General features: G+C 50.6%; 18 protein-coding genes. 16 read left to right on the forward strand and 2 right to left on the reverse strand.

The window, feature by feature from the left end; all coding sequences use genetic code 11:
• The first annotated feature begins 337 nt into the window (after positions 1–337).
• The 15 genes from ACZZ0B_RS09310 (at position 338) to ACZZ0B_RS09380 (ending at position 15540) form a co-directional block, all read left to right on the forward strand.
• Positions 338–865, forward strand: a complete 528-nt coding sequence (locus ACZZ0B_RS09310) for a DUF6680 family protein (protein ID WP_463544962.1) — start codon at positions 338–340, stop codon at positions 863–865.
• A gap of 106 nt (positions 866–971) precedes the next feature.
• Positions 972–2477 carry a YaaC family protein gene (locus ACZZ0B_RS09315; RefSeq protein ID WP_463544963.1) on the forward strand — a complete coding sequence of 502 codons (1506 nt, stop codon included), beginning with the start codon at positions 972–974 and terminating at the stop codon, positions 2475–2477.
• Between the two features lie 349 nt (positions 2478–2826).
• Entirely contained in the window at positions 2827–3636 is an 810-nt protein-coding gene (locus ACZZ0B_RS09320) for a hypothetical protein (protein WP_463544964.1), read from the forward strand.
• Positions 3629–4048, forward strand: a complete 420-nt coding sequence (locus ACZZ0B_RS09325; RefSeq protein ID WP_463544965.1) for a hypothetical protein — start codon at positions 3629–3631, stop codon at positions 4046–4048. Before ACZZ0B_RS09320 ends, ACZZ0B_RS09325 begins: the two co-directional genes overlap by 8 nt.
• 19 nt (positions 4049–4067) lie before the next feature.
• Positions 4068–4943, forward strand: coding sequence for a trypsin-like peptidase domain-containing protein (locus ACZZ0B_RS09330; RefSeq protein WP_463544966.1), 876 nt, complete (start codon positions 4068–4070; stop codon positions 4941–4943).
• 621 nt (positions 4944–5564) lie between these two features.
• Positions 5565–5930: a DUF6124 family protein gene (locus tag ACZZ0B_RS09335; RefSeq protein WP_463544967.1), complete on the forward strand. Its 366-nt coding sequence runs from the start codon at positions 5565–5567 to the stop codon at positions 5928–5930.
• Between the two features lie 192 nt (positions 5931–6122).
• A complete protein-coding gene (locus ACZZ0B_RS09340; protein ID WP_158829619.1) occupies positions 6123–6488 on the forward strand; it encodes a DUF6124 family protein in 366 nt (121 codons plus the stop codon).
• Between the two features lie 481 nt (positions 6489–6969).
• Positions 6970–7257 carry a hypothetical protein gene (locus tag ACZZ0B_RS09345; protein ID WP_463544968.1) on the forward strand — a complete coding sequence of 96 codons (288 nt, stop codon included), beginning with the start codon at positions 6970–6972 and terminating at the stop codon, positions 7255–7257.
• Positions 7258–7347: 90 nt separating this feature from the next.
• The gene (locus tag ACZZ0B_RS09350) at positions 7348–9846 is read left to right on the forward strand and encodes a type VI secretion system Vgr family protein (protein ID WP_463544969.1); all 2499 of its coding nucleotides are present in this window, start codon (positions 7348–7350) and stop codon (positions 9844–9846) included.
• 76 nt (positions 9847–9922) lie between these two features.
• Complete coding sequence (locus ACZZ0B_RS09355) at positions 9923–11635, forward strand: esterase/lipase family protein (protein WP_463544970.1); 1713 nt, start codon at positions 9923–9925, stop codon at positions 11633–11635.
• On the forward strand, positions 11632–12909 hold the full coding sequence (locus ACZZ0B_RS09360; protein WP_463544971.1) for a T6SS immunity protein Tli4 family protein: 1278 nt from the start codon (positions 11632–11634) through the stop codon (positions 12907–12909). Before ACZZ0B_RS09355 ends, ACZZ0B_RS09360 begins: the two co-directional genes overlap by 4 nt.
• A 59-nt stretch (positions 12910–12968) precedes the next feature.
• Entirely contained in the window at positions 12969–13292 is a 324-nt protein-coding gene (locus ACZZ0B_RS09365) for a hypothetical protein (protein ID WP_463544972.1), read from the forward strand.
• A 188-nt stretch (positions 13293–13480) separates the two neighbouring features.
• Entirely contained in the window at positions 13481–13741 is a 261-nt protein-coding gene (locus ACZZ0B_RS09370; RefSeq protein WP_463544973.1) for a PAAR domain-containing protein, read from the forward strand.
• Between the two features lie 882 nt (positions 13742–14623).
• Positions 14624–14989, forward strand: coding sequence for a DUF6124 family protein (locus tag ACZZ0B_RS09375; RefSeq protein WP_463544974.1), 366 nt, complete (start codon positions 14624–14626; stop codon positions 14987–14989).
• Between the two features lie 185 nt (positions 14990–15174).
• Positions 15175–15540, forward strand: a complete 366-nt coding sequence (locus ACZZ0B_RS09380) for a DUF6124 family protein (RefSeq protein ID WP_158829619.1) — start codon at positions 15175–15177, stop codon at positions 15538–15540.
• Between the two features lie 213 nt (positions 15541–15753).
• Here the strand turns inward: ACZZ0B_RS09380 and ACZZ0B_RS09385 are convergent, their stop codons facing one another.
• A complete protein-coding gene (locus ACZZ0B_RS09385; RefSeq protein ID WP_463544975.1) occupies positions 15754–17226 on the reverse strand; it encodes a toxin-antitoxin system YwqK family antitoxin in 1473 nt (490 codons plus the stop codon).
• Positions 17223–17483 (reverse strand): hypothetical protein, encoded by a 261-nt coding sequence (locus tag ACZZ0B_RS09390; protein ID WP_463546981.1) that lies wholly within the window; start codon positions 17481–17483, stop codon positions 17223–17225. The genes ACZZ0B_RS09385 and ACZZ0B_RS09390 overlap by 4 nt, the downstream gene beginning before the upstream one ends.
• Between ACZZ0B_RS09390 and ACZZ0B_RS09395 the strand changes: the two genes are divergently transcribed.
• Positions 17475–17606: a bacteriocin immunity protein gene (locus ACZZ0B_RS09395; protein ID WP_463546919.1), complete on the forward strand. Its 132-nt coding sequence runs from the start codon at positions 17475–17477 to the stop codon at positions 17604–17606. The two genes, ACZZ0B_RS09390 and ACZZ0B_RS09395, sit on opposite strands and share 9 nt — an antisense overlap.
• Positions 17607–17676 lie beyond the last annotated feature (70 nt).

Genomic DNA, 17676 nt, shown 5'->3' on the forward strand with positions numbered 1-17676 from the left:
GAGCGGCCGCGTTCGGCCAGTAGCGGACGTCCGCACGCGACCGCTGCCGGCCAAAAGTAGACGTTCGTCTCGGTTAGCTCAAGCTGCCTCGCCACGCCGTAGAACCCATAGCTGCTTATAATCTAGATTGGACGACATGACTCCAGATAGAGTGAAGGAAGGCTAGCTAGAAAGCAGATTGAAACACTTACACAATCTGTTTTTCTCGACTAGCCTTACATTAGTAGCGTCAAGCCATCTCCACATGAAAAGGTATAGAAAATGCAACAGCACATTTCTTGTTTTACCCAGTTACCCACTCGCAGCTAGGCGCGCAAATTTAATCAGGATGGTTAACATGGCGGCAGAGGAACTCGCTCAGACTCAGTTAGTACTAGCCCAACTCCAGCTATGGGTAACGGCTATAGCTATTTTTGCCGGACCGATTACTGGAGTCTTCTTCACAATCTGGTTCCAATCAAGAAAGGACAAGCTTGAGGCAAAACGAAAACTATTTCTCACTCTTGTCGGAGAGAGAAAAGGTTTGATTATATCGCAGCAAGTCGCTCAGGCGCTCAACATGATTGATGTAGTATATGCGGACAGCGCAAACATAAAAAACCTCTGGCACAAGTACTATTCGTTATTGTCTCAGCCCCCAAGCCAGGAACGCGACCATACATGGATTGAGCTAATCGGGGCAATGGCACAAGAATTAAAATATTCCAAGTTTAGTCAGACTGACATAGACAAGTTTTACATCCCCCAAGGCCACGCGGATGATATCGAATTCCAGAGAAAAATTTCACAACAGTGGTCTAGGGTATTGGAGAACACAGAGCATTTTGTCGTAGCCAAAAGAGAGGAAAATAACACTCCCCTCTGATGCGAAACTTTATAAAATCACTAAAAAGGGTGTGGATGTCACCCTTGCATGGATTGAGTTAGTTCCATTTCGTAATAAGGTTATTCCGCAATAAAGGAATATGGATATGGGCGGTGTAGGCATAGAGTTACGAATGGAGATTTTACGAGATGCAGCCAAGCAACAAATACTTGGTCCTCTCTTATCCCATGGCTGGGTAGCTGCCATCAAAAGCGAGTCAGAGGATGGTGAGTATTTAATCATAGATGCAGAAAAAAATAGCATTAAGCACTCAGTAGCTCTAATGTATACATCAGCTACAGACAATCGACACTACAAGAACTTAGAAAATACGGTCAGTCATATTTTCACTAATGGACAATTGTATAATGTTGAAGCTTATGCAAGAGGCATAGCTGTACCAATCTCTTCGATTGGTGATTTTTTTCCGCTGCTTGTCGAGTGGAATAGTGAACTGGCACCGGGCAAGCCAATTAGACGAATAAAAACTACCAGCAGTACTATTCTAAGAATTGTTTCAGAGAATCCATTGGCAGGGATTTGGTCTCGACTTAGCCAATTCTCGAGCGCAGAGCTCGCAAAAAAGCTGGTTCTAAAACGTGCCAATGCGGATGGAATCGCGCTTACAGATGCACAAGTTAGCTCAAAAGCCTCTGGGATCGCATTTTCTTTGAGCAATGCTTCTGATTACTATAAAGGAGCGCCCAATGAAAGCTTAAACAAACGTGTTCTGAGTTTGTATTATGGCACTCTAAGTCTTGCATTCGCGGAGATGCTTGCTTCCCCCAACGGACCATCCAACCTTGATGAACTAGAGGGCATGACTAAACAAGGCCACGGGCTCTTCGCTCTACCATCAGTGACTGGAAGCTTCGGAGACCTGAAAGTAGGGGTTATAGCCACCGGGTTCTATCCAAACTGGGTTAGCTTTCTGGGCTATGACACGGGCTTCTATCCTCGAGCCAAAGCGAAGTCAGTAAGCGATTTAGACGATTTAGCTAAGTACCCATCACAATCTTTTGCAAACATGTCGGCTCTGTTGTCAGCGATACCTGAATTGGGTGACCTTTTTACGCAGGTCTACGACGATGAGCCAGCATGGTTGATTCCCTATATTGATATGGCCTCCTACCGTGCGCTAAAAGGCTCGGCACCTTCAAGTAGCTACATATTGCTCAAGGATCGATCAAGTAAGATATCAGAGTCTAGAATCGTTTCGCAGGATTGGCCATTTTCTGAGTTAACAAAGATCGACACATCAGATGATGGAGAGGTTTTCCGAGTGCGAATTGATTATTCTGGATTGGAGGCTTGGCACGAGGCACTTCTGTTACATAAGAGTCCTTACTTGAGTAGTTCGACATTGATCATGCCTGTATTAGGCGGGGTGGCTGAGTATAGAGTCACATCTCTTGCGATTTTATATTCCTTATCAATTTTAGTGAGATATATGCCAGGCGCTTGGCGTCGTGTAGAGGGAGGGGATTGGGATCAACATTTAAGTGTTATGCGCGCCGTACTTGATGTCCTGGAGAGGATTTTGCCGCAGCAATTTCTAGAAAGTATTTCAGGAGAGCGTGTCCATACGAGTATGCCGGGTTCTCTTATCTGAAGACTCTTCATAGCGCATTGCACGTGAGGGCGTGATCACGGGAGCCAATTTTGCTAGCCCTGAGCCTATCTGTGCATCTGTCGTGGGCCGAAAGCGGCTGCACACGAGAGACTGCTTCCGGCCAAAAAGGCGCCCGGTCAGCGAGTAAGCACTAATGGCGAGGAAGTACCGCACATGGGGGGGCGCGCCGACCACGACGGCCAGTTTTGTTGACGAAGAAATCTGGATCGGCTGTAGCATCTTGCGCACTGGGAGCCAGATTAAAATGATCCCCTATGTGGACTGGAAGCAGTGCTGATCCAGTATTCTCTCCAGCGTGATGTCATAGTAGCATCGTACCTGGACCGGGATGAGCCTACGTCCAAGCCTTGAAGGATTTGAAATGTACAAGGGATTTGATGTTCGACTGGATGACGCAAGTTTTTCCGAATACTTACAGTACGGCCGAGAGTTACATGCACAAAATAAAAGAGAGGTTAATGCTGTAATTGAAAGTTTTAAAGGAGAGTCTGGAAATTTAATTGCCAGTAAAATCGTTGCTGATTGGTTCCCTGCAGTTAAAAAAAATGTTTTTCTCTCGCATTCGCACAAAGATGAGTCCCTTGTGATTGCGATTTCGGGTTGGTTGCATCATAAATTAGGACTAACATCTTTTATTGACTCTTGTATTTGGGGGTATTCAGAGAAGCTGCTTAGGATGATAGATAACGCTTACTGCTCAAATGATGATAAGACAATGTATGACTACTCCAGTCGAAATAAATCTACTAGTCACGTTTATATGATGCTATCCACCGCGCTAGCCGAAGTCATCAATAATTGTGAATGTATATTTTTTGTTAACACTGAGAATTCACTTACGCCTCAAAGCTATATAGAAGGCAATGATGAAACATATTCACCTTGGATTTACTCGGAAATCGCAATGACACGACTGATCCAAAAACGTCAGCCTCATGAACATCGCGGTAGAACCATCGCTCTAGACTCATCCAATGAGAACTTTAGCAAATCCTTTAATGTCGAGTACTCAATAGATCTTGAGCACTTAACACCTCTAAATAGCTTCGACCTTTCATTGTGGCAGAGTAAGACAACAAAGCGTGGAGCCGAGTCATTAGACGACCTTTATAACTTGAAGAGTCATATTTGTGGATGAGAAAATTGCGCACCTTGGTTTCATTCAAGGGGTAATTAACAGAATGAGCAACAACTCATTCCTTATAAAGGGCTGGACAGTAGCGCTGGCAGCGGCGATGTTAGCCATCTCATCCCTAGCATCTCAAGTAATCATTTCTTCACTTCTAGCGCTTATCCTTTTTTGGTCACTCGATGCATACTACCTTCGCCAAGAGAAGATTTTTAGAGCCATGCACCGAGCGGTTGCGCAAGGGATGCTAAGCAGTGAGAACTTTGAAATGGATCCTAGAAATTTTCGTGCTGAATGTTCGCCTACTATACGGTTAATGTTTAATAGAACGGTATGGCCTCTATACACTTCGATCCTAATTGCCCTGTTGGCAATATCACTAAAGCTTGGTGAGTTGGCCGCAGTATTCTCAAACCTCTAACTGCTCTTCAGGTGTGCAGATGACACAAATAAGCCCCGCTACGTTAATTTCGATGAGCACTGTCCGACTAGTAGCCATTGGCAGGAAAGCACAAAATGTCGGAACTGGTTACTTCTACATTTTCGACGTTACAGATCCGACAACTGGGCACGTAACTCAAGTGCCAGCTATTATAACGAACAAGCATGTCGTCAAAGGCGTAATTAAATTAAAAGCGATCGTCCAGCTCATTGCGCAGGGTGCTGTTATATCAGAGCAAGCGAGTGCTTCAAATGAGGAACGGAAAGAGCTCTTGTTTGAAGATCTGTCATTTTCGATGATTCCTCATCCTGATGATGAGGTTGACCTCTGCTGCATCTTGTGCGGGCAACACATGAGTATCTTCCCAGACGGAGTGGGGCTAAAAAATTTTTTTGTTTCAAACGATGCCCGGCTAGATCCAGAACTGAGGGCTAGCTTGAGGCCGCTGGAACCAATTGTGATGATTGGTTACCCAAACGGATTATGGGATGAAGCTAATAACAGACCAGTTGCTCGAAGAGGCCAAACTGCATCGCATGCATTAGTAAATTGGAACGGGCGAAGGGAGTTTCTAATTGATGCAGCATGTTTTCCAGGCTCTAGCGGATCCCCCGTGTTTTTGTACGAGGATGGAATGTATCGCACAGGAACTGGATACACTCCAGGATCGCGTATCAAACTTCTAGGTACTTTATGGGGTGGACCTAGTATAGATGCTGAAGGGCGTCTCATCCCCCAACCAATTCCAACAACATATTTAGACCAATATGAAGAAAAAATACCAGTTGTTCGACTGATGATGAATCTGGGATTTGTGATCCACGCCGACGCTCTTGATGATTTTCCGGCGCAGATAGCAAAGCGGATTGGCTGAAACGGCGGAAATGCAGGCTATTTGGACCGTCTTTACCATTTGCGATGGCAGGTACTTGCCAACTTCCTCTTCTTTCCGACAACGTTAATTGTCCGTTATTTCCTTTCACGGCCGACTGCTATTGTCCGGAAGCAGTCATTCCTAGACGTCCGCTTCTGGCCGAAAGCGGCCCTTCGAGAATGGCGGCTTTGGACTGAACCGGTAGTGATTTGCATGAGAAAAACATCAAGGAATCAGGCATTTCCCTCGAATAAACATGACTCTGCGAGCGCGTTTAAATTACACAATCCGTTACGCCCTAAAGGCTACAACGCCTTGCGCCGTTGCCTACGCCTACTACAGAATCCGCCGGCATACGCGGCTATGGGCCGGGGTATATCGTTTGCCTGTCACTGCAAAACAGTGATCGGGTTTGGTAGCCCGCTTCTTGATAGCCGTATGACGACACCTTATGCAGTCTCGATTTTGAGGCTCAGCTTTTATGGTGGCCATGCGTGGGGCTCATTCGTGAGCGCCGGGGTTTGCTATCTTGACCGGTCTACCAACCCACGCATGGCCGCCACCCATCGTTTGGTAGCGAGAGTGACGGCTCTTTATTTCTTATAAGGTAGCGAGTCCTCTATGTTCAAACCAACACCAAACCCACCGGACGCCGATCCGATCCCGTACAACCCAACGCTCGAACCTCAAAAGATAAGAGAGGCGACCGACCGCGCCATCAATTTCTACCTCAACCCCGGCTCACTGAAGCTCTCAATCCCATCCCGCAAAACCAGCAAGATCTTCCTCATCGACCCCGCCGTGGACGAAGAAACTCTCCTCCTCGAAGCCTGCGAGTCGTTGGCCGCCGCCAGTGATATGGCTCGTGACATGAGCGACGTCGTCGACAACTCCCAACGCCGAACCATGCTGATGCTGCATCAGGTGATCATGCTGAGTGAGCTGATGGTGAATCGAGTCCTGGATGGTCGCCGCTTGCCGAACTAAGCGCTGCGTCATTGACGGCTAGGCCGCGAACTCTGTTTAGGAGCTGCCGTAGGCTGCGATCTGTTGATTTTGTTTTCGATTGTTGAAGAGCAGATCAAGGGATCGCAGCCTGCGGCAGCTCCTACAGGGGGACATTTTGCGGTGGTTATTTCTTTTGGAGTGCCTTGATGGGTGCTTGTGGAGTTTCAGTTGATGTCCGAAACCACTAACAGTCCGCCGGTGACAGATCCGGCGTCGCCGTATGAATCATTCGATTCGAAGAAGCTTCATGCGGCGGCAGAGCGGGCGCTTGATCATTATCTTGCGCCTGAGAAGATCATGGCCACGCCGTACAGCCCCAGCACTTTGTTCATGGTCAACCCGCAATCCGACACGGAAACGTTGCTGGTCAATGCCTGCGAGTCGTTGGCCTCGGCGACGGTGATGCTGGGTGATTTTGCCGGGATGCTGGAAGGGCCGAATCGCAATACGTTGTTGGGGATTGCGCAGGTGGTGATGTTGGGGGAGTTGGCGGTGAACAAGGCGTTGGATAACGTCGAGTTGAAGCAGCCGGCTTAGGGTTTGTGCTTGGCTGATTCGGAATAAGTGGCTAGGGAGCGAGGTCCCCAGCCACGAAAAAAACGCGCAGAAGGGGGACGGGTTTATTGTCTGAAATAAATCTGTCTCCCTTTTTTGGGTGTGATGCAGAGTACTGTCAGTGAACCGAACAGGAGACGGTGACAAAGAGGTCGTGAGAGCGCTGCGTCGGCAACTGGGTAGATACAGCATCTGAGGCAACAGGCAGGATGCTTTGAGAATCTTTATTTTTTAACTTGGTGGCTTGGAGACGTAAACCTGCCGATACAATTTGAGGTAATATTCTTAGATACTGAAATTCGGATGAGTGCTAGGGCGTGTACTGCTGCAACTCTTTCGCCGCGTTGTTAGAGAGCTCGGGATTTTTTGCTTATAAAGGCCAGGTAAGGCTTGATCACATGCTTTGGGCTCCCCCGTGTCAGGGATGAATACTCGTGCTGTGGCACTTAAAAAAGGAACAAGGATGTTCAACGCTTTCCCACAAATGCATTCCAGTTTGATGGCCAATAACCTCACTCTGCCTTTCAAGATCGCCGATCTCCACGGCAACTGGTCTATTAGCAAGCATCATGTGTTCGATGGCGAACTGGTCAATACGCGTCCAGATCAAAGCCCAATAGCGTGTTGCAAAAAGCAACTTCTTGGGCGCTATACGGGTGCCGCAGCGGAACTCACGGGCAACCTCACCGTTTCGTTTATGGTCCCCCCGTGCGAGTGCCGGTACGGCTATAACTCGACAGTGGCACTGTAAGCGCACACATTTTTTTTAAGAAATTGAAGACTGTCATGTGAGGCCGCTTTCCTCACGTGTCGCTCACCATTTTGACTAGGGAGCTGTTATATGCGTCAAAGGGATTTGAGATTCACCTTTTCCGTGCTGTCCGGGCGGACCGAGTTCGAGGTCGTAGAATTCACGTTGGAGGAGGCGCTTTGCGAGCCTTTTCGGCTGACTGTCGAGCTTGCCAGTGACAACTCCAATATCGACTTTCAGCAGGTACTCGATCAACCAGCGCTGCTCACGATCTGGCAAGGTTCCATGGCTGTCCGTTACGTTCATGGCTTGGTGTCCAGCTTCACTCAAGGCAAAACCGGGTTCCGACGCACGCGATACCAAGTTGTAGTTGAACCTCAAATTGCCCGGTTGGCCCTAAGCTCCAACTGGCGCATATTCCAGCAAAAAAATGTGCCCGACATACTTAAGTCCGTGCTTACCGAACATGGCGTTATGAACTATGAACAAAACATCAACGTAGAACACTTGCCTCGCGAGTACTGCGCTCAGGCCGGCGATACCGACCTCTACCTGTTCGATAGGCTTTCTACCGAGGAAGGCCTTTTCTACTATTTCAAATTCGACGCAAGTACTCACACTCTAGTTCATGGCGACAAGCTCTATGTCCAGGAGCGCATCGAGGGTGGGCCGGTGCTTTACACCACACAGCCAGCAGCAGATGCCGAGCATCCGGTGCTCTATGCGTTCAGTTACACCGAAAACGTCCGCACGGCTGAGCAGACGCAGCGCGATTACACTTTTAAACGCCCCACCTTTGACCAGCAGCAAAATCTTGCCGGTGATGACCTGAACCATCAGGCCCAGGACTACGAACGATACGATTACCCTGGACGCTACAAGGCCAGTGCTGTCGGCAAACCTTTTACTGAAAACCGCCTACGTGGTCATCGCCGTGACGCGCAGATTGCGGTGGTCGAAGGAGATGATCCTCGTCTCATTCCTGGCTTGTCGTTCCAGCTTACTGGCCACCCTAGAGAAGATTTCAACCGGTGGTGGCGTTCGGTCCGAATTACCCATAAAGGTGTACAGCACTCCAGCCAGCAAGAAGAATCTGCCGGTGCGGAGATGGGGGTTAGTTACGACTTTACCGCCGAGATCATTTCCGAGGAAACAGAGTGGCGCCCTGCGCCATTGCCGAAGCCCCGCATCGACGGGCCCCAGATCGCTAGCGTGGTTGGGCCTGAAGGTGAAGAAATCTACTGCGACGAATGGGGGCGGGTGAAGGTGCAGTTCCCATGGGATCGAGAGGGCAAGAACAACGAATTCAGCACTTGCTGGATCAGAGTGTCGCAAAATTGGGCCGGTGCGGACTGGGGCCACATGGCGATTCCGCGAATCGGACAAGAAGTTATCGTCGACTACCTTGACGGGGATTGTGACCAGCCGATCATCACTGGCCGCACCTACCGTGCGACCAACTCACCGCCGTATCAACTCCCGAATCACAAAATTCTGAGCACCATCAAAAGTAAGGAGTACAAGGGGACTAGGGCCAACGAGCTGCGCATCGACGACACTACCAAGCAAATCAGTGCTGCATTGATGAGTGATCATGGCAGTACCGCGTTGCACCTGGGCTATCTGACTCACCCGCGTCCAAGTGGCGGAGAGCCACGCGGTGAAGGTTTCGAGCTGCGCACAGACGAGCATGGCGCGCTGCGCGCAGCCAAGGGGCTGCTACTCAGTACTGAAGAACAACTAAATGCCAACGGTGGGCATCTCAATCGTGCCACTGCCGTTCAGGTATTGGAGGCAGCTCTTCAACTGGCTAAGGAGTTGGGTGACTACGGCGCAGATCATCAGGGTGTCGGCCATGACACGGAGCCACAGAAGACGCTTAGTGAGGCGGTTCGTGATTTGGGTAATGGTGCCAATGACGAGTCTGGGAAAACTAACGGCGGTAAACCTGCGATTGCCTTGAGTGGTCAGGCCGGTATCGCGGCAGTGTCTCCTAATAGCGTCACTCTGGCTGCTGGCGAGCATATCGATAGCGTTGCGCAACAAAATCAGCAATTTACCTCGGGCCAAAAATTCGTAGTTAATGCGGGCACCGACTTGGGTCTATTCGCTCAAAGCGGTGAGATGCGACATATCACTCACCAGGGGGCGATGCTTCTACAGGCTCAAAAGAACAACATCAGCTTGGAGGCGGATCAAAGCGTGGAGATTAGCGCGAGCACTCAACACGTTGTGATCTCTGCCAAGGAGCACATCACCCTGACTTGCGGCGGTGCCTATCTAACCCTTAAGGGAGGCAACATCGAACTGGGGATGCCCGGCAACTTTATCGTCAAGTCGGCCAAGCACAGCTTTATCGCGCCAGCTCATGCGTCCACCACCTTCAATACGTGGGAGCAAACTCCGTTTAACGAGCGCGTACGGGTAGTACGTAATGGAAAGCCCGTTCCTAATTACCGATACGCACTCACGCGAAGTGATGGCGCCAAGGTGGAAGGTGTTACTGACGGCGATGGTTGGGCTCCCATGCAGCAAGGACTCTCAACAGAAGGTTATGAGTTCCATCTGCTTGGTCCAAGTGAGACATGACCATCATGCAAATCCGCAGTATTAAAAAGCCAGGATCATTAGTGAAAATCAGGAAACAATGGCAGGGAGAGCCTAAATGAGCGAGCCAACAAGGCCAGTACCCACCCAAATTGGCCCAGATGGGAACGTTACTGCACGTGTGACGATGAGCCGCACTTCCAACAATGTTCGCGCTGAAGTCCATGCGCCTCCGGATCAAGCAATTCCCATAGTCTTCGTGCCTGGCATCATGGGCAGTCCGTTATTGGCAACTGGTTCTAACGCTCGCATCATGGGCAGTGACAACCGATGGGCATGGTTCCCCGATGATGCTAAAGGCTGGGTAGCGGGGATCACCAAATGGAAAAGCTACAACAGTTTGACGCCAGCCGAACGCAAGCAACTGCTCGATCCACAAAATACTCGCGCACTGTCGATGCCTGAGGATGCAGACCGTAAAACGGTGAGCAAATATGTAACTGCACTACCGGTTGAAGAGGCGCTGAATCGTGGCTGGGGGTCAGTGATGCTCGACTCCTATGGAAATATTCTCAATGCGTTGGAAGGCTCGTTACGTTTCATCCTGACGCCCCAAAGCAAACCTTATCCAGCTATTCAGGGAGCAATGCCGTACGACCTCTCCCAGTGGGGCCAGCTCAAGGGATACAACCGCCTGACACAGGATGATTTGTTGGTTGCGGCCGAGTTTCGTTACCCCGTGTACGCAGTGGGCTATAACTGGCTTAACTCCAACTCCCAGGCGGCTGATTACCTTGCAGGTCGAATTCAGGCCGTTCTTGAGCGATGCAGGAAGGATCTAGGCGTTAAGTGTGATCATGGTGTAATTCTGGTCACTCACTCGATGGGCGGGTTAGTGGCGCGTATGTGTGCGAAACGTAATCCCAACTTGATCCAGGGGGTGGTACACGGTGTCCAACCGGCCATAGGGGCGGCGACAGCTTACCGACGAGTACGTGCAGGTTGGGAAGATACTGCCGGAGCCATCGGGCTCGGTGGAACGGGTAAAAAAATTATCCCTATTTTTGCCAATGCTGCCGGACCACTAGAGTTGTTGCCTAACCAGCGATATGGCGCTGGCTGGTTGCGTGTCACTTGTGATGGAAAGGAGTCATTTCAGTTGCCTGCAGCAGGCTCTGGAGGCGCTGATCCATACTCTCAAATTTATTTAGAGAGCCGAGCATGGTGGCGTCTGATGGATCCTGCGTGGATTAGCCCTGCAACTGCCGCGGCACAAAACGAATCGGCATTAGTTAGGGCCTGGGGGAACTATCGCGATAGATTGCTAGAAGCTCAAAAATTTCATGGCAAGCTATCTAGTTACTATCACCCTAACAGCTATGTGCATTATGGCGCGGATGAAGGCCATCAAGCTTTCCATCGAGTTACATGGAATATCAGCATACCGCCCACTCTAAGCGGGCCTCGTTCGTTGGTACCGCCCCCTACACGCGAACATGCACTTGCTTTGCGATTGGGTGGTGACGGCCATGAGGGGCGCGTGTGGATGGTTAATGAGGTAAATGAACAGCAATGGGTCAATCAGAATGGCACCGGTGTCACCCGTAACTCCTTTGGTGACAAGTACTTTGCCGATCTCCAAGGTCAGGACCAAGCAGGTGATGGCACTGTCCCGGCGCATGCCGCTGAAGACGCTGGACCAAAGGCTGTGTTCGCCGCCCAGATGACAGGTTACGACCATCAGGGATCCTACAAAAACCTGAATGTACAGCACATCACCGTGTACTCGATTTTGCGCATAGCAGCAGCCGCCAAGGAGCTTTCAGCATGATCGTTCGACGTCATCTGCTGCATGCTGTTTTTGTTTTCTTGGCCTTGGGCGCTTGTATCTACGGCTGGCACCAATGGCGCTTGACCCACCCCGATCGGAGCTATGCAATGAGTGAATTGACCCAAAATATGCAGACCCATTGTGTAGGTCGTTTACTGATCGACCTACCAGCAGGCACAACCTGGACGCCACACGCCAGTGGTGCGCAACTGGGCGACGTGACTCTTTCCGTAACCACAGGTGTCAGTCAACGAGAGTTCCTTGAGCAGGTGGAACGACGTTGGAAAGAGGTCGAAGCACGGCAAAGCAATAGCGAAGATATTAAGCGCCCAGCAGAAAGGTCCAGTCCGCTCGATAACAGTGCGGTATTTACCTATGGTTTTCGACACGCCGACGGTCCTGATTTTTATGGAGTTTGGCGCAATGATATCAACTACGACGCAGAGGGTTACTTTTGGCGTGACGGCACTTTGTTCAAAATTAAACCCCAGCTAAATGGCACGGAAGAGATCGCTAAACTTCTTCCACGTCTGCATGCTCGGGCAACAGACGAAATACCCAAGAACCCAGGTATATGCCTGAGTGGCGCCTTCGTAGAGGGTTACTACGATCTCGCTGATGGGGAGCAGGAGGACGTTAACTGGGGGTTTGTGCTACCTCGCAAACTCGGTGTAGTAGTGCGGCATGCACTGGTCTGGACGCCGGGACAGCCTATGCTTGAAAAACGTCGAGAGTCGGATATAGAGGTGGCAGGGCTCATAGCTCGTCTGCTGTCGGAGCCAGGCGTCGTTGCTGGGCGCAAGGAATATCGAGCGGCGAAGCGCGTGGTTGGGGATCTGGCCGGTGAGGAATACGTCATGGCGGGAACGGAAGGTGAAGGGCCTCATGAGTTCAAGACCAATGCGGGCGGCGAGTGGGACTTTGTCGGGCGCGGAACTCCTACACCATTGCCAAGTATTAATCTCGCGATGGATACGACTTATCTGACGTCGCAAAAGCCGTCGTCACTGGGCGACTTTCCTAATGCTGAGAATGTGTCTGGAGGTCCCACCGAAGCGGAATTCTTCGAAATTTGGGATGCCATTATTAACAGCGTCCGCTTCCGCCCTGGAGCCTTGACACCACCGCCTACCGGTAAAAAGCCCCCCAGCAGCCCGACAAACCCCAATCCGGTGACATCCATCCATAACCCCAAGCCTGGAACAGATGATTATTCCATGGAGGAATTTCTGGCCGGTCTCTCATCATCTGAGAACTGGATGGATAAATTGTAGAATCTGCTTATTCATCAAATTGATTAGTTTTTCTTTGCGCTTATATGGATGGAAACGCAATGCACCGACCTGTATCTGACCCGATAAAGCGGGATTATTCTCCACTTATTGTAGGGTCTGCTCTCGTCTTATTTTTCGGCTTGCTGCTCATGTTGCTGCGAATTGCACAGCAGAATTACCTGATGGCCATTGGCGCAGTCTGGTTAGCGAACGGTCTGACGATGGTTCTGCATGTGCTGTATTGGCGGCGCTATGGCTTGTCGAGCGGCTTCAAAATTGCCGTCGTGACTCAAGGTCTGATTACAATCGCACCACTACTGTTAGGCGAGTTTGGAATGACGCTCATTTTCTTCATGTTCGGTGGAGAACTCCGATTTTGGTAGTGCGGATGCAATGACCCACTAATACCGAAGACCTCGATGGTTAACTTCATCACCACCATCACCATCACCATCTCCCGATAGCTAGACGAGCAATGCCCCTGCGGTCAAACACCCGCAGGGGCTCGCCCAAATCGCAATCTTTAAACGTTTATAGTTCCGCACAGTGGGTGCAACTCAAAGGAAGAGACATGGATATCATTCGACTCGGCGACTCCACCAGTCACGGCGGAACCGTAATTGAAGCTTTCAGCCAAACTGACTTATATGGCAAACCCATGTCTGGGGTGGGGCATAAGGTCGATTGTCCTAAATGCAAAGGAACATTTCCCATATCTGAGGGAAGTGCCACGCTGGATGTGGGTGGCGTGCCCGTAGCGCTCGACGGAATGAAAACAGCTTGCGGTGCCAGCCTGATCGCGAGTAATCCCAACGGCGACGCCGACAGTTGAGAATTGCAGAAGGCATTTTCGATGGTCACTTAGCCTGTGCTGCATTTGAGTCTAATCAGCTAAACGAAACTTCTATGTCAAAAAAAAACCGCTATATGGGGTCCTAGACCGTTCCAAGCGATTGCTACTTGAACAAGCCGAGTCGTGAAGTTCGGCGAGGGGTTAGGCGATACATTGGCTAGATCAGAAAGCAGCCAGTTGGGTGTATCGGTGCCTTTATCCGTGTCGGTTTGGGATGACGGGGGCATTGTGCCTAGACATAGAGCTTCTCCTGTCGGTAGCAAAATAGGCTACTTGGGCAAAAGTCATTTCTGCGAGGCGCGACGAGAGATAGCTCGCAGCGGTGAAGCACGTTTTACTCACCGGCACGAGTGGGAACATTCAGTATGACCTCGAAACGATTGAGTCTTGACGGGCCGCTTTTGCGCCGACAGCGGCCCTCACGAATGGCGGCTTTGAGCTGAACCAGTAGTGGTTTGCATGAGAACGCCATGAAGGAATCAGTCATTCCCCTCGAATAAACATAACTCGGCAAACGCGTTTAAATTACACAAACCGTTACGCCACAAAGGCTACAACGCCTTGCGCCGTTGCCTACGCCTACTACAGAATCCGCCGGCATACACGACTATGGATCGGGCTATATCGTTTGCCTGTCACTGAAAAACAGTGATCGGGTTTGGTAGCCCGTTTCTAAGCGTGTGTTGACGCCTTATGCAGTCCCTTTTTGGGGGCGGTTTTTATGGCGGCCATGCGTGGGGCTCCTTCGGGAGCGCCGGGGTTTTACTCCGCTTAGACCGGTCTACCAACCCGCGCCTGGCCGCCACCCTCGTTTGGTAGCGAGAGTGATGGCTCTTCATTTTGCTGAGTGGAGTACCGTCTATGTTCAAAGTCACGCCCAACCCACCGGACGCCGATCCGATCCCGTACGACCCAACCCTCGAGCCTCAAAAGATACGAGAGGCGACCGACCGCGCCATCAACTTTTATCTCAACCCCGGCTCACTGAAGCTCTCAATCCCTTCCCGCAAAACCAGCAAGATCTTCCTCATCGATCCCGCCGTGGACGAAGAAACACTACTCCTCGAAGCCTGCGAGTCGTTGGCCGCCGCCAGTGACATGGCTCGTGACATGAGCGATGTCGTCGACAATTCACAATGCCGAACCATGCTGATGCTGCATCAGGTGATCATGCTGAGTGAGTTGATGGTGAATCGAGTTCTGGATGGCCGCCGCTTGCCGAACTGAGCGCTGCGTCATTGACGGCTAGGCCGCGAACTCTGTGTAGGAGCTGCCGTAGGCTGCGATCTGTTGATTTTGTTTTTGATTGTTGAAGAGCAGATCAAGGGATCGCAGCCTGCGGCAGCTCCTACATGGTGGGGATTCATATTTCTTTTGGAGTGCCTTGATGGGTGCTTGTGGAGTTTCAGTTGATGTCCGAAACCACTAATAGTCCGCCGGTGACAGATCCGGCGTCGCCTTATGAATCATTCGATTCGAAGAAGCTTCATGCGGCGGCAGAGCGGGCGCTTGATCATTATCTTGCGCCTGAGAAAATCATGGCGACGCCGTACAGCCCCAGCACTTTGTTCATGGTCAACCCGCAATCCGACACCGAAACATTGCTGGTCAATGCCTGTGAGTCATTGGCCTCGGCGACGGTGATGCTGGGTGATTTTGCCGGGATGCTGGAAGGGCCGAATCGCAATACGTTGTTGGGGATTGCGCAGGTGGTGATGTTGGGGGAGTTGGCGGTGAACAAGGCGCTGGATAACGTCGAGTTGAAGCAGCCGGCCTAGGTTTTGTGCTTGGCTGATTCCGGATAAACGGCTAGGGAGCGTGTTCCCTTGTTGCAAAGTCAACGCGCGCCCACCAATGTCGCCAACGGCTTCCACGCAAAAGTGACGGGTTTATTTTCTGAAATAAACCCGTCCCCATTTTTTAACAGGGGGCATCTTCGATGCCCCTTTCGGCTGGATATCACGCGCAACACAGATATTTGCCGTGGAGGCTCACTGGCAGTCTTGCTCAAACTCATCGAGCATGTCGGCACGCACCAGTGCATCAGGATCTTCAGCATGCACGGCGTCTACTTTCTGTTGCACGCATGCATCTACATTATTGCTAGTAGAGGCTGCCAGGACCGTTTTTTGTACGGGTTGGCTTTGGATCGGTTGTCCTGGGGCGGGAGTATCAACGATTGTTACGTAGTCGATAGCGAAGCCGCCGCCACCGTAACGACTAGGGGTTTCGAAATCCGGAATTTCTTCCACTGGATTCCCCCAACTCATGTTGGGATTAAGCATGGCCATCTTGCCTGGGTATTGGCTGCGACGATCAGAAGGTAGATTTACGATCGTGTTAGTGACTTTGCCTGCGCTCCATACCACTACAGCGTCCAATTCCCCATTGCGGTCATAGAGGCGTTCTTGACCATGCTTGACCACGTCATCTTGATGGCTATCGTAGCCCGGTCGTGCAACGCCTTGGTATTGGCTTATCTGCTTGTCACCGACCCATATAGTTGCAGTCGCACTGACGAGCCTTCCTTTGTTCCATTGCAGCTCTCTAATCAGATGGCCTTCATTGTCCCAATACTGCTCCAGACCGTCATTGCTGAGATCACTGGCAATGTATTGATTGACGTCTTCCTTGATGGCCAGTCGACTGACATGGTGAAGGTGCTTGCCGTCAAAGTTCCCATACTCATCAACGGTTCGCGCCTTCAGTTTTCCGTGCTCGAACTCGCTGAGTTCAGTCACGTTACCTCGCGCATTGATACGTTTCTGAGTTCCATGAAGTTGGCCATTTTCATAGTTCTCTTCATGCGATACGTAGAAGCGATTACCGTCAATGCCATAATCTTTTTGCGGCCCGTGATACTCACCCTGTAGATACGTGCGGTGCTGGGTTCCGCGGTTGTCGAATCCGGTCTGCTTGCCATTTTTCCAGTCGAGATCAGCAATGAGCACTTTTCCCTGTTCATCCCAGGCACGCTCTTGGCCGTCTTTTTTGCCGGCGGTGTAATGCACCTCAATCGTGCGCTCGCCGTTTTGAGGATTGAACTGTTCTAGCAGTCCGTCCTGTAGTCCTCGTTTCCAATTACCCTCAGCAATCTTGTTGCCGGTTTTTGCGTCGAATTTTTCTTCTTTACCGTCTCGCTTCCCAGCTTTGAATTCACCTACAGCCAGCAGCTTGTCCGCGTTATCCGAGCAGCGCATTTCTCCGTCAGGCAGACCTTTTTTTACGTCGATTGAGCAAGTTCCAACGCTGAACAGCCCCAGTACCGACATAGGGTAATTGAGGATACGTCCAGTGAATGGGTCGTCTGCGTGGACTTTGTAAATCAAACCACGAATTTCTTGGGTTTGGCGTGAATCGATTTCCTCAGTGAAGCATCCGGTAAGACTGAGGGAAGCGAGAGTGATTGTACTCAGAGCGAAACAGCGGCGAGCGTTGAAAAACACCAGAATCTCCTTATTCACGTACCGGCCCCTGCCGGCTTAAAGCGTGAGAAGGACGCAGTGTAGGACAAAGTTATGGTGTGATTCCATTGAGCCATGATTTGTTTGATAAGAGACTTCGCTTTCACAAGAGAAAGTAGCCATAACATGGAAGAAATTTCTGATTTCACCGAAGTCGAATTCATCGCCTTCATTAAAAAATACGCGTCGTTAACAAGGGCGGCACGGATGATGTGCTGGGTGAACTGCTTGAGCAATTCAGCAAACTTGTGGGTCATCCAGAGGGTTACGACCTCATTTTTCACCCGGAACCGGGTGCCGACAACTCTGCTGAAGGTGTCACTGAGACGGTGAAAGAATGGCGCGCGGCTAACGGCCTATCGGGGTTCAAAGAGGACTGATTCAACTCTTGGCACACGTGTGCTGCAAACTACCGGTTCCGGGACAGCAGAAGGGCACGGGATGACCGAA

This window comes from Pseudomonas sp. AC247, from assembly GCF_979258015.1.

What these genes read in the sequence shown, in the direction of transcription:
- ACZZ0B_RS09335 (WP_463544967.1), top strand. Translation starts at nt 5,565, where the DNA reads ATGTTCAAACCAACACCAAACCCACCGGACGCCGATCCGATCCCGTAC.
- ACZZ0B_RS09350 (WP_463544969.1), top strand. Translation starts at nt 7,348, where the DNA reads ATGCGTCAAAGGGATTTGAGATTCACCTTTTCCGTGCTGTCCGGGCGG.
- ACZZ0B_RS09355 (WP_463544970.1), top strand. Translation starts at nt 9,923, where the DNA reads ATGAGCGAGCCAACAAGGCCAGTACCCACCCAAATTGGCCCAGATGGG.
- ACZZ0B_RS09365 (WP_463544972.1), top strand. Translation starts at nt 12,969, where the DNA reads ATGCACCGACCTGTATCTGACCCGATAAAGCGGGATTATTCTCCACTT.
- ACZZ0B_RS09375 (WP_463544974.1), top strand. Translation starts at nt 14,624, where the DNA reads ATGTTCAAAGTCACGCCCAACCCACCGGACGCCGATCCGATCCCGTAC.
- ACZZ0B_RS09370 (WP_463544973.1), top strand. Translation starts at nt 13,481, where the DNA reads ATGGATATCATTCGACTCGGCGACTCCACCAGTCACGGCGGAACCGTA.
- ACZZ0B_RS09390 (WP_463546981.1), bottom strand. Translation starts at nt 17,483, where the DNA reads ATGACCCACAAGTTTGCTGAATTGCTCAAGCAGTTCACCCAGCACATC.
- ACZZ0B_RS09310 (WP_463544962.1), top strand. Translation starts at nt 338, where the DNA reads ATGGCGGCAGAGGAACTCGCTCAGACTCAGTTAGTACTAGCCCAACTC.
- ACZZ0B_RS09340 (WP_158829619.1), top strand. Translation starts at nt 6,123, where the DNA reads ATGTCCGAAACCACTAACAGTCCGCCGGTGACAGATCCGGCGTCGCCG.
- ACZZ0B_RS09330 (WP_463544966.1), top strand. Translation starts at nt 4,068, where the DNA reads ATGACACAAATAAGCCCCGCTACGTTAATTTCGATGAGCACTGTCCGA.
- ACZZ0B_RS09380 (WP_158829619.1), top strand. Translation starts at nt 15,175, where the DNA reads ATGTCCGAAACCACTAATAGTCCGCCGGTGACAGATCCGGCGTCGCCT.
- ACZZ0B_RS09320 (WP_463544964.1), top strand. Translation starts at nt 2,827, where the DNA reads ATGAGCCTACGTCCAAGCCTTGAAGGATTTGAAATGTACAAGGGATTT.
- ACZZ0B_RS09345 (WP_463544968.1), top strand. Translation starts at nt 6,970, where the DNA reads ATGTTCAACGCTTTCCCACAAATGCATTCCAGTTTGATGGCCAATAAC.
- ACZZ0B_RS09315 (WP_463544963.1), top strand. Translation starts at nt 972, where the DNA reads ATGGGCGGTGTAGGCATAGAGTTACGAATGGAGATTTTACGAGATGCA.
- ACZZ0B_RS09360 (WP_463544971.1), top strand. Translation starts at nt 11,632, where the DNA reads ATGATCGTTCGACGTCATCTGCTGCATGCTGTTTTTGTTTTCTTGGCC.